Source organism: Antribacter soli (genome assembly GCF_021568775.1).
GTDB classification, from domain to species: domain Bacteria; phylum Actinomycetota; class Actinomycetes; order Actinomycetales; family Cellulomonadaceae; genus Antribacter; species Antribacter soli.
The window spans coordinates 1-11764 of record NZ_JAKGSG010000009.1 but is presented as its reverse complement, the minus strand read 5'-3'; the positions used below and the strand labels follow the sequence as shown (position 1 = coordinate 11764).

The window sequence follows — 11764 nt, the reverse complement described above, 5'->3', positions numbered from 1 at the left end:
CGGCCCCGCCCCCCCGGTGGGGGGCCCCCCCCCCCCCCCACCCCCCCCCCCCCCCCCCCCCCCCCCCCCCCCCCCCCCCCCCCCCAACTGCCGATCACGTGACGTCGTCTTGGAAGGGCAACCCGGGGCGGGGGGCTACCGCGCGAGGAGGTCCCGCAGGACCGTCACGATCTCCTGCGGCGCCTCTTCCGCCATGAAGTGGCCCGCCGCGAGGGTGCGGTGGTCGAGGTCCGTCGCCCAGGCCGACCACAGCGCCTTCGCGTCGTAGCCGAGCACCGAACCCCAGTCCTGCTGGACCACCGAGACGGGCATCGTCAGGCGCCGCCCCGCAGCCCGGTCCTCCCGGTCGTGGCGCAGGTCCACGCCTGCGGTGGCGCGGTAGTCGGCCACGATCGAGGGGACCGCCTCACGGGAGGCGCGCAGATACTCGGCCCGCACGTCGGGCGGCATCGCCTCCTCGCCGGCGCCCCAGGCGTCGAGGAAGAAGCCGAAGAAGTCGTCCGCGCTCACCTCGATCATCCGCTCCGGCAGGCCCGGCGGCTGCGCCATGAGGTACAGGTGGAACGCGACGGCGGCGTCCGCGCCGCCCAGGATCTCCCACATGTCGAGCGTGGGCAGCACGTCCAGCGACGCGAGGTGCGTCACCGTGTCCGGGTGGTCGAGCCCGGCGCGGACCGCGACGAGCGCGCCGCGGTCGTGGCCGGCGAGCGCGAAGCGCTCGTGGCCGAGCCGGCGCGCGAGCTCCACCACGTCCGCCGCCATCGTGCGCTTGGCGTACGTGTGCTCGCCGGCCTCCGCGGGCTTGTCCGAATCCCCGTAGCCGCGCAGGTCGGGCACGATCACGGTGTGGCCCGCGGCGAGGTCGGCGGCGACGTGCCGCCACATCAGGTGGGTCTGCGGGAAGCCGTGCAGCAGGACGACAGGGCTCCCCGTGCCGCCGACGGCTACGTTGAGGGCGACGCCGTCCGCGACGGTGACCCGGCGGTAGTCGAAGCCGGGGATGGTGGTGGTCATCTGTTTCCTCCACAGTGGGTCGTTCGGGGTGGGTGGCTCCAGCGTCCAGGGCGCGGATGAGCAACCGATGAGCAGGGCCGGGAGGGGCGGCGTGGGCGTGACGATCGGGGTGCTCGGGCCGGTCGCTGCCTGGGACGACACCGGACCGCTCGACCTGCGCGGACCGCGTCACCGGGCGGTGCTGGCGCGCCTCGTCGCTGCTCGCGGGCGGGTCGTGCCCGTCGGTCGCCTCGTCGACGACCTCTGGGAGCACCCTCCGGCGGGTGCTGTGCCCGCGGTGCGCACGTTCGTCGCCGCCCTGCGCCGGTCCCTCGAGCCAGGCCGGGCGCCCCGCACCCCCGCGCGCCTCCTCGTCACCGACGGGCCCGGGTACGCGTTGCGGGCGGACGCGGACGCCGTCGACGCCTGGCGGTTCGAGGACGCCGTCGTCCGCTCCCGCGACCTCGCCCCCGGCGTGGCGCTGGACCTGCTCGACGCGGCGATCGGTGCCTGGCGGGGGCCCGCGTACGCCGGGCTCGACGAGCCGTGGGCCCGCACCGAGCGGGCGCGCCTGGCCGAGCTGCGGCTCGCCGCGGTGGAGCGCCGGGCCGACGCCCGGCTCGCCCTCGGCCGGCCGGACGACGCCGTCGCCGACCTCGACGCACACGTCACGGAGCACCCGTGGCGCGAGGAGGGGTGGCGCCTGCTCGCGCTCGCGCTGTACCGGGCGGGCCGGCAGGCGGACGCGCTGGCCGTGCTCCGGCGAGCCCGGTCGATGCTCGCCGATGAGCTCGGCGTCGACCCCGGCCCGCGGCTCGCGGCGCTCGAGACGGAGATCCTGCGGCAGTCGGTGCCCGCCACCCCGTCTCCCGGCGACCTCTGGGCCGACGCCACGGCCGCCTATCAGCGCACGGTCGCCGCGGGGTCGCGCGCCCGCCTCGAGTCCACCGTGGGGCTGCTGCGCTCTCTTGCGGTCGCCGGGGGCGAGGGCCTGGCCGTCGCACGGTCGCAGCGCCTCGCCGCCGTCGCGGCCGCCGAACAGCTCGGCGACCCGGAGCTCACGGCGCGCGTCGTCGGCGCCTTCGACGTGCCCGGCGTGTGGACCCGGTCCGACGAACCGGCCCAGGCCGAGCAGGTCGTCGCCGCGGCCGAGCGCACGCTCGCGGCGCTGCCGCCGGGCGCGCCGGCGTCGGCGCGGGCACGCCTGCTCGCGACCATCGCTCTCGAGTCACGCGGGATCCCCGGCGCACGGGGGCCCGAGGCGGCCCGGGAGGCGGAGCTTCTCGCCCGCGGGCTCGACGACCCGGCGGTGCTGGCGTTCGCCCTGGCCGGGCGGTACCTCCAGTCGTTCGAGCGCTCGGGGCTCGCGCCCGGGCGGGACGCCCTGGGGGCCGAGCTGGTCGCGCTCTCCGCCCGGCACGGGCTCACCACCTTCGAGATCTTCGCCCACCTCGTACGGATGCAGGCACTGTCCGCCCTCGGCCAGTGGGACCCTGCCGACGAGCACGCCTCCGCGGCGGCGACCCTCGGCCGTAAGCACGAGCGGCCGCTCGTCGACGTGTTCATCCGCTGGTACGGGGCGCTGCGGACGACGGCGGCCGGCGCCCCGGCCGGTGTGGCGGAGGCCGCGTACCGCGACGCCGCCACGACACTCGACGGCTCCGGCATGCCGGGGCTCGCCCACGGGCTCCTTCCCCTGGCGCTGCTCTGCCTACGCGTGTGGCGCGGCCTGCCGGCGGACTTCCCCGACGACACCGACTGGGGCCCGTACGCCCCGTGGGCCCGCCCGCTCGTCATGATCGCCCAGGGCCGCCGGTCCGACGCCGTGGCCGCCGCCCGCCGCACTCCGGTGCCGCCGCCGGGCCTGCTCCAGGAGGCGCTGTGGTGCCTCGCGGGCCGGGCGGCGGTCCAGGTGGGCGACCGCCGGCTCGCCGGGCGCGCACGGACGGCGCTCGCCCCGGCGGCCCAGGAGATCGCCGGCGCGGGCAGCGGCGTCCTCACGGCGGGCCCGGTCGCGCTCCACCTGGCGGCGCTCGACGAGTTCCTGGGTGGGTAGGTCGTCGGCCCCCGGGGTGCGGGACCAATGGCCCTGCCACGGCCGAAACGGGCCTGCCTACGGTGCACTTGCCCGCAACAAGGCGGCCAGCAGCCGCGATCGCGGCGTCGCACGAAAGGGAAGACCATGTCGAAGGCGGCAGTCTGCGTCGACTTCTCCAAGCCCCTCGAGATCCAGGACGTGGAGGTTCGTCAGCCCGGTCCCGGGGAGGTCCTCGTCAGGATGGTGGCCAGCGGCATCTGCCACACCGACCTCCACTCGACGCGAGGCGACTGGCCCGTGAAGTCACCGCTCCCGTTCATCGCGGGTCACGAGGGCGTGGGCATCGTCGAGGCCGTCGGTGAGGGCACCATCCGCAAGGTCGGCGAGCGCGTGTGCATCCCCTGGCTCGGATACGCGTGCGGTCACTGCCGCTACTGCGTCTCCGGATGGGAGACGCTGTGCCCCAACCAGATCCAGAACGGTTTCGCCCGCGACGGCGCGTTCGCCGAGTACGCCGTCGTCGACGGCAACTGGTGCGGGCTCGTCCCCGACAACGTCTCGTCGCAGGACGCGGCCCCGCTGGTCTGCGCCGGAGTCACGACGTACAAGGCCGTGAAGGTGTCCGAGCTGAAGAGCGCGGAGGTCGCGGCGGTCTGGGGCGTCGGCGGGCTGGGCCACCTCGCCCTGCAGTACGCCAGGATCGCCGGCGGCACCGCGATCGGGGTGGACATCGCGGAGGACAAGCTGGAGCTGGCCACGCAGCTGGGCGCCGAGCACGTCGTGAACGCGGCGGCGACCGACCCGGTCAAGGCCATCCAGGACCTCGGCGGCGCGGACGTCTCGATCGTGCTCAGCCCGAACGAGACGGTCTTCAACCAGGCGCTGGCCGCGCTCCGGCCCGGTGGGCGCCTCGTCTGCGTCGCGCTGCCGGCCGGCGGCGGCACGCTGTCCGTGCCGATCTTCGACACCGTCCTCTACGGCAAGCGGATCATCGGCTCGATCGTCGGTACCCGCAACGACCTGGACGACACGATGGCGCTCCACGCCGCCGGCAGGACCAAGGTCATCTCGATGGGAGTCGGACTCGAGGACATCAACCACTCCTTCGAGCTGATGCTGGCCGGGAAGATCCCCGCCAGGCACGTGATCACCGAGTTCTGACCACCGATGGCGTGAGGCACGGCCCGCGGCCGTGCCTCACGCGCCGGCCCGGTCACGCGCGACGACGAGGACCGTCACGTCGTCGTCCAGCGGACCGTGCCTGGCTTGCTTCTCCATGCGGGCGAGGAAGTCGTCCGGGTCGGCCGACACCTTGACCAGCGCCGCCACCTCGTCCAGGGCGGAGAGCGTCGAGTCGTACAGCTCCAGGACGCCGTCGCTCACCGAGACGAAGAGGTCACCCGGGCGCAGGGTCAGCACGCGCTCGGTGCGGCGGGACACGTCCTCCAGCAGGCCGAACGGCACGCCTGCCGATCCGACGCGCGCGTGGCTGCCGTCGGAGCGGATGTGGAGCGACAGCCCGTGCCCGGCATCGACGTACCTCAGCTCACCCTTGTCGAGGTCGAGCGAGGCGTACAGCAGGGTGGCGAAGGACCCGACCCTGGCCATCTCGGTCCCGAGCTGCGCCTCGGCCTCCTGGACGGCCTTCGCCGGCGTCAGGCCACGCCGCGCGGTCAGCGCCGTCCGGAGCCCCGCTGCGAGCACGGCCGCGAAGACACCCTTGCCCATCAGGTCCGCGAGGCTGAGGTCGATCCGGTCGCCCGCCTCCCACCAGGTGCAGAAGTCGCCGCCGACGATCTGCGCGGGCACGGTCAGCCCTGCCACGCGGAACCCACGACGAACGAGCGCCTGCGGCTGGAGGTTGCGCAGCATGTCCTCCACGCGCGTGCGGTCGAGATCCTCGGAGATCGTGCGCTCGGCCCAGCGCGCGAACCCCTCGAGGATGGCGAGCTCGTCCTCGGTGACCGTCCTGGGCTTTGTGTCCACGATGCACAGCGTGCCGATCCGCGTGTCCTGCACCGTCAACGGGGCACCGGCGTAGAACCGCAGCTGGGGTTCGCCGACGACGTTCGGCAGGTTCGCGAACCGGGGGTCCTTGGTGGCGTCCGGCACGACCAGCGGCTCGCTCTGCTGCACGGTCACCGAGCAGAACGTCTCCTCGCGCGGCCGGTAGATGCCCTGCAGCTCGCCCGGCACGGCGGAGTTGATGATGACCCGCTCGTCGTCCACCAGGTTGAGGAAGGACAGCGGCACGCCGAACGCGTCCTGCACCATCCGGGTGATGCGGTCGAAGCGCTCCTCCCGGCCGGAGTCCAGCAGGTGGAGCGCATCGAGGACGGCCAGCCTGCGACGATCCTCCAACGCGACCGCACCGGTGTCGTCCAGCATGGTGGCCCCCTTTGTGTTGCTCCCCCTGCCGAGCCTTCCCTCGTCACGATAGCCAGCGGTGGGGTGGTCCGCCCGTCGCGGCCGGGTGAAGGGCTGCGGGCTGTGGCGGCGTGTCGTAGAGTCGGCGTGTCAGCGGTGGAGGGGGCCCTGCATGACAGTTGACACGCGCGTCGAGGGGCGCCGCGGCCACGGTGTGCACCGTTTGGTCGTGCGGGTCGCCGTGGTTTTCACTGTCTCGTTCGGTCTGTACTACATCACGTGGCGGTGGATGGACTCGGTGAACTGGGCCGCGTGGTGGATCGCGGTGCCGTTGGTGCTGGCCGAGACGTACGGCCTGATCGATGTGAGCCTGTTCGGCCTGACGATGTGGCGGGCGCGCAGGCGGGGTGAGCCTCCGGCGCCGATCGAGGGCGCGAGCGTGGACGTGCTGATCACGACCTACGACGAGCCGCCCGGCCTGGTGCGGGCGACGGCGCGGGCGGCGAGGGCGATCCGCCACCCGCACCAGACGTGGATCCTGGACGACGGGGACCGCCCGGAGATGCGCGCGGTGGCCGAGGAGCTCGGGGTGGGTTACCTGACGCGGGGCCGGGAGTGGGCGGATCGGCCGCGGCATGCAAAGGCGGGCAACATCAACAACGCGTTGATGCAGACGTCGGGGGAGTTCTTGGTGGTCCTGGACGCGGACATGGTGGCGCGCCCGGAGTTCCTGGACCGGACGCTGGGCTGGTTCCGTGACGAGCGGGTTGCGTTCGTCCAGACGCCTCAGGTGTTCAGCAACGTGGCGACCGGTGACCCGCTGGGCAGCCAGGCGCCGTTGTTCTACGGCCCGATCCAGGAGGGTAAGGACGGGTGGAACGCGGCGTTCTTCTGCGGGTCGAACGCGGTGCTGCGCCGTGAGGCGCTCATGCAGCTGGGCATCGTGGGGTACGTCCAGGACACCGAGCGGTCGGTCGCGCTGCGGTTGCGTGACGCGACGGCCGCGGTGCGCCGCGCCCGGCGGGACCACCGCGCGGACCAGGCGCTGCTGCCGGTCCTGGAGAAGATGCTGGTCGCCCTGGCCGACGCGCGCCGGGCTCTGGGCAACGGCGAGCCGCTCGGTGACATCACCTACCGGCTCCAGCGCCAGGTCGCCCTCGCGGACCTGCGGGTCGGCGCGGGCGCCGTCGCCCGCGTCGTCGCCGTCGTCGGCGCCCGGGCAGGCGCCGGCGCCGGCGCAGGCTCAGCGGCAGCCGTCGTCGGCCGCGGCCCGGACGACGTCGGCCCTCGCACCGGCCTCGAACCTGACCCTGACGCGGGCACCGACGCCCTGAACGCGGTGCAGCTCGCGCTGCGGGCGATCGACGTCGACCGCGCCGACGAGGCACAGGCGATCCTGCCGCTGGCGACCATCTCGGTGACCGAGGACATGGCCACGTCCATGCGGCTGCACGCCCTGGGCCTGCGCAGCGTGTTCCACAACGAGGTGCTCGCCGACGGACTCGCGCCGGAGGACCTCGGCTCGATGCTCACCCAGCGCCTGCGCTGGGCGCAGGGCACCATGCAGCTCTTCCTGCGGGAGAACCCGCTGTTCGCGCGCGGCATGTCCCCCGCCCAGCGCCTGATGTACTTCTCGACGATGTGGAGCTACCTGTCCGGCTTCGCCACGGCGGTCTTCATCGCCGCCCCGGTGGTCTTCCTCGTCTTCGGGATCGCCCCCGTCCGCAGCTACGGGGCCGAGTTCATGCTGCACTTCGTCCCGTTCCTGGCCGCCAACCAGGTGCTCTTCCTGATCGGCGCCGGCAAGACGCCCACCTGGCGCGGGCAGCAGTACAGCTTCGCGCTGTTCCCGGTGTGGATCCGCGCGTGCGTGAGCGCGTTCCGCAACGTCGTGCTGCACCAGCCGCTCACCTTCGCCGTGACGCCCAAGGTGCGTATCCACACGAACCAGCCCTGGCGGCTCGTCCGGTGGCAGCTCATGGCCGGCGTCGCGCTCGCCGGCTGCCTCCTCCTGGCTCTGGTCCGGCTGTCCGCCGGGCCGCAGGAGTTCATACCCACAGCATTCAACGTCGTCTGGGTCGTCTTCGACCTCGCGGCACTCAGCGTCCTGATCGGTGCGGTCCGATACCGCGGCTACCTTGCAGAGGAGAAGAACTGATGGAGTTCAAGACCGAGGAGCTCGGCAAGGACATCACGCTGGTTCGCGGGAACGGACGCCTCAACATGATCGCCGCCCCGCGCCTGCGGAGCGTGGTGGCGTACGCCGTGGAGAACGGCCGGCCACGTGTCGTGGTCGACCTGTCCGAGGTGGAGTTCATGGACTCGTCCGGCCTCGGCTCACTCATCAGCTGCCTGAAGACGGTCCGCCAGGCCGGCGGCGACCTCCGGATCGCCGCCCCCGCGACGCAGGTCTCGATGGTTCTGAGCCTGTCGAACGTGGACCGCATCCTCAAGCCCTACGCCGTCGCCGAGACAGCGTTCGATGACTGACGCCCGGCTCGAGCTGCGCTCGCCCCCCAGCGACGTCGACGACGTGCACGACTGGCTGGAGGACGTCTGGAAGCGGCACCCCGAGGTCGACGGGGAGGCCCGGTTCGCGTTCGAGACCGCGCTCATCGAGCTCGTCACGAACTCCATCCGGCACGGCCGCACCGCCAGCGACATCAGGTGCACCGTCGAGGTCGACGTCACCGAGACCTCGCTGACCGCGCTGCTGACGGACACGGGTGGCCCGGTGAACCTGCCGTCTGTGCCGTGGGGGATGCCAGACGATGATGAGTCCGAGGGGGGCCGTGGCCTCGCGCTCATCCACCTGCTCACCGACTCGCTGGAGTACCGGCGCGCCGGTGACCGCAACGTCTGGACGGTCCGGCGCCAGACGCACGCGTAGCAGCGGCTGCCTGTCGCGAGGCGACCATCCGGCCCCGCGACAAGCAACCGCTCCGGCACCGTCGCCCTCGGCGACGGACGCCGCCTAGCTCACGACGAACGGGGCGATCCCGATCTTGTCGATGATCGGCGCCCACCTCGACCGCAGCAGGTCGTCGGGGTACCGGTCGGAGATGTACGTCGTACCGCCGAAGTCAGGAATCTCCTCGGCGGAGAACCTGATCGTGTTGCTCCCCTGCTGCAGCTGCACCAGGACGGTCCGGTCCCAGAAGTTGTTCGCGTGGAACGACATGGGGAACAGGACCCGATCGGGGGCACCTCCGTTGACAGAGATGTCGGCATGCCGGGCGACCGGGTCCACGTTGTAGTGGGTGGCCGGAGCCTGCTCGGGGTTCGAGTAGCGGATCGTCAAGGCGTACGTGCCCGTCGCGGCCGCGACGACGTTGAAGGTCAACGTGTTGCCGTTGCCCGGGGCACCCCCGATGCCAGAGACGGCCGTGTCCCCACTGGCCAAGGAGAAGCCGGCGAGCGTGGCGCTGCCCGCCCTCTGGGCGCTCTCGGCCTCATAGGACGTCTGGACGGGCGATCCCGCCGCCCCGGCGACGCGCACGCGGTCCAGCAGAAGGGCGCCCGAGACCCCGGTGACCTGGATCTTGTTGACGCCACCCGTGAGGAACACCGTCGCAGACGTCGAGCCGCCCACCGTCTTGACATTTGTGCCGTTGACGGCAAGCTGCGCTGTCCCACCGCCGAGCGTGCTCGCGGTCAGGGTCACCGGCCCGTCGGTGGCCGAGTACACCCAGAACGTGGCGCTGTCGCCCGCGACCAGACGAGCGACACCGGAGCCCGAGACACCCGTGCGGGTGTAGTCGGTGGTGGCTCCGGACAGTGTTGCCTCCTCCGCCTCGTAGGTCGAGACCGCCGCGGCCGGGTTCGCCAGCGAGAGGTCCAGCTTGTCGACGATCGCGTCGCCCTTCGTGGTCCGCGTGCCGTCGAGGCTCGTCGCTGCGAGCGTGAGGGTGTGCCGTCCCGCGCTGAGCTGGACCTTGGCGTCGGAGTGGTCCCAGACGACCCACTTGTAGCCGAGGGGCAGGTAGATCTCCTGCTCAGCGGCGCCGTCGACCCTGAGGAACACGTTGGTCGGACCCTGCTCGGCGACGGCGGAGTACGTGTTCAGCGAGTTCGCGAAGACGCTGAGGTCGTAGGTGCCGGCCTGCGGGACGTCGACCGTGAAGTGCAGCTGCACGTCCGAGCCGGTGCGCAGACCGCCGACGTCGTAGCCGCCGGAGGTGAAGAACTTGGCCACGTTGGACGGCGAACCCTCGACCCCGTTCCTCGTCCAGCCGGTCCCGGTGTGGGCCGCGGCCTCCGCCTCGTAGGTCGCCTGCCACGACGTGGTGATGGCGCGTGAGCTGGTCGCGTTCTGCCCAGGGGTCAGGATGATCTGGTAGGCCGAGGACTCGTTGAGCGCCGGCAGCGTGCCGCCGAAGTCGAACGAGACGCTCCCGCCGGTCACCTGCGCGTTGAGCTCGCCGAGAACGCGAGGCTGCGCCGAGTCGCCGAGCTGCCCGGTCCACGGGATCTCCTCGACGACCGCGTGGACGGTGCCACCGAACGACGAGGGGACACGGTCGAACTGAACGTGGGCCCCTCCGGCGGCGCCACCGAAGATCAGCCGCGCGTCCTTCCTCGTGGTGTCCAGCGTGGCGACACCCTGCAGGGTGTAGCTGACCCCGGGCGACGGCGGGGTCACCCGGACGGTGTCCCCGGTCATGTCGCTGTAGGCGTTGAAGAGCCACCACTGGCCGTTGGCGCGGTTCGCCTGGACGGCGGAGTCGCTGAGGTTGCCGTCGATGTTCCAGTACGCGATGTCGGCGTCGACCTTGGAGTCCTCGATCGCGGAGACCCACTGGATCATCTGCCCCGGGACCGAGGTGTGGTAGTTGTACGCGTACTCGTCGAGGTTGATCGGCAGGTGCGTGCCCGCGTAGGCGGTCCCGGCGAACTGCGTGGTCTCCCACCCCCGGTACTTGGCCACGTTGGCCCGGATGGTCGCGGGTGCGCTGAGCTCGTGCCAGGCCATCACCTCCGGCACGGTGCCGGCCTGGGCCGTGTGCGACAGGAAACCCTGCACCTGGTTGTACAGCACGCTGGTGTTGGGACCGGCGATCCGGGCGCTCGGCATCTTGGCCTTGATCAACCGGTAGAACTCGTCCCACGCCTGGTAGAAGTACGTCGGGTTGTTCAGCCAGCTGATGCCGTTGTAGCTCCACGTCCCGGTGCCGAACATGTTGCCCTCGGGCTCGTTGAACGGGACGAAGACGATGCGCTCCTGGTACGCGGGGTCGAGGGTGAGCACCTGGTCGACCTGCGCGGACACCTTCGCCCGGTAGTCGTCAAGCCGTGCCTGCGGGGTCGAGCCGGGCCACTGGTAGGGGAACCCGCGATAGATGTCCGTCATGTAGATGTAGGTGTCGCCGCCGCTGGAGTCCGCGATCGGCTTGACGATCTCGAGCGCGTCGGCGCCGGGGTGCTGCGGCCCATCCTGAGCCTTGGTCGCCACCGTGCGCAGGCCCATTCCCTCGATGAGGTTCAAGGAGGGCAAGCCGTCGCCGTACACGCCGTACAGGGTCCCGGCCGCTCCGCCGTGGAAGGCACCCGTGCTCGCGCCCAGGTCGACACGCAGTGCCGGCAGGTCGGGAATGGTCACGATCGCCGAGTCGATGGCGACGGTGCGGGCGCTGCTCGCGGCGTTCTTGGTCCCCGTCGCGGTGATCGTCACCGTGTGCGTGCCGGCGGCCAGGACACCACTGTCGAACAGCGTGGCCTGCGCGGTTCGCGTCGGCGCGTAGTCGTCCTTCGTGACGACAGCACCGCCGTCGACCGAGTAGGTCGAGATCCCCTGGTCGGCGTCGGTGACACCCATGATCGTCACCCTCGTACCGACGAACGTGAACGTCGCGACCGCGCCTGTCGTATTGCTCCAGTGCGCGGTCCCCTGGTTCAGGTCCCCGACCCCGGTCGCGGTCCCCCAGCCGCTCCCGTACGTGAAGCGGTTCGTGCCGCTCACGACGCTGTCGTCGACGGTCTGCGTGGTCGTGACGATCGCCGAGTCGATGGCGACGGTGCGGGCGCTGCTCGCGGCGTTCTTGGTCCCCGTCGCGGTGATCGTCACCGTGTGCGTGCCGGCGGCCAGGACACCACTGTCGAACAGCGTGGCCTGCGCGGTTCGCGTCGGCGCGTAGTCGTCCTTCGTGACGACAGCACCGCCGTCGACCGAGTAGGTCGAGATCCCCTGGTCGGCGTCGGTGACACCCATGATCGTCACCCTCGTACCGACGAACGTGAACGTCGCGACCGCGCCTGTCGTATTGCTCCAGTGCGCGGTCCCCTGGTTCAGGTCCCCGACCCCGGTCGCGGTCCCCCAGCCGCTCCCGTACGTGAAGCGGTTCGTGCCGCTCACGACGCTGTCGTCGA

8 protein-coding genes are annotated in these 11764 nt (G+C 71.9%); 5 read left to right on the top strand and 3 right to left on the bottom strand.

All coding sequences use genetic code 11. The features are described 5' to 3' along the window. Positions 1–135 precede the first annotated feature (135 nt). Complete coding sequence (locus L1785_RS02540) at positions 136–1014, bottom strand: alpha/beta fold hydrolase (RefSeq protein WP_236087563.1); 879 nt, start codon at positions 1012–1014, stop codon at positions 136–138. A 67-nt stretch (positions 1015–1081) separates the two neighbouring features. Between L1785_RS02540 and L1785_RS02535 the strand changes: the two genes are divergently transcribed. Both L1785_RS02535 and L1785_RS02530 read left to right on the top strand, forming a co-directional pair. Next, positions 1082–3049, top strand: a complete 1968-nt coding sequence (locus L1785_RS02535; RefSeq protein ID WP_236087562.1) for an AfsR/SARP family transcriptional regulator — start codon at positions 1082–1084, stop codon at positions 3047–3049. A gap of 126 nt (positions 3050–3175) precedes the next feature. After that, a complete protein-coding gene (locus L1785_RS02530) occupies positions 3176–4192 on the top strand; it encodes a zinc-dependent alcohol dehydrogenase (protein WP_236087561.1) in 1017 nt (338 codons plus the stop codon). A 36-nt stretch (positions 4193–4228) separates the two neighbouring features. Here L1785_RS02530 and L1785_RS02525 read toward each other — a convergent pair whose 3' ends face one another. Beyond that, positions 4229–5419 (bottom strand): PP2C family protein-serine/threonine phosphatase, encoded by a 1191-nt coding sequence (locus L1785_RS02525; protein ID WP_236087560.1) that lies wholly within the window; start codon positions 5417–5419, stop codon positions 4229–4231. Between the two features lie 151 nt (positions 5420–5570). Here L1785_RS02525 and L1785_RS02520 point away from each other — a divergent pair, with 151 nt between their 5' ends. From L1785_RS02520 to L1785_RS02510, 3 genes are read left to right on the top strand one after another with little or no spacing between them, the layout of a single operon-like run. Continuing rightward, complete coding sequence (locus L1785_RS02520) at positions 5571–7556, top strand: glycosyltransferase (RefSeq protein WP_236087559.1); 1986 nt, start codon at positions 5571–5573, stop codon at positions 7554–7556. Beyond that, positions 7556–7888 carry an STAS domain-containing protein gene (locus L1785_RS02515; RefSeq protein ID WP_236087558.1) on the top strand — a complete coding sequence of 111 codons (333 nt, stop codon included), beginning with the start codon at positions 7556–7558 and terminating at the stop codon, positions 7886–7888. Before L1785_RS02520 ends, L1785_RS02515 begins: the two co-directional genes overlap by 1 nt. After that, positions 7881–8288 carry an ATP-binding protein gene (locus L1785_RS02510; protein ID WP_236087557.1) on the top strand — a complete coding sequence of 136 codons (408 nt, stop codon included), beginning with the start codon at positions 7881–7883 and terminating at the stop codon, positions 8286–8288. The genes L1785_RS02515 and L1785_RS02510 overlap by 8 nt, the downstream gene beginning before the upstream one ends. Positions 8289–8372: 84 nt before the next feature. Here the strand turns inward: L1785_RS02510 and L1785_RS02505 are convergent, their stop codons facing one another. Continuing rightward, entirely contained in the window at positions 8373–11750 is a 3378-nt protein-coding gene (locus L1785_RS02505; protein ID WP_236087556.1) for a carbohydrate-binding protein, read from the bottom strand. Positions 11751–11764: the final 14 nt, after the last annotated feature.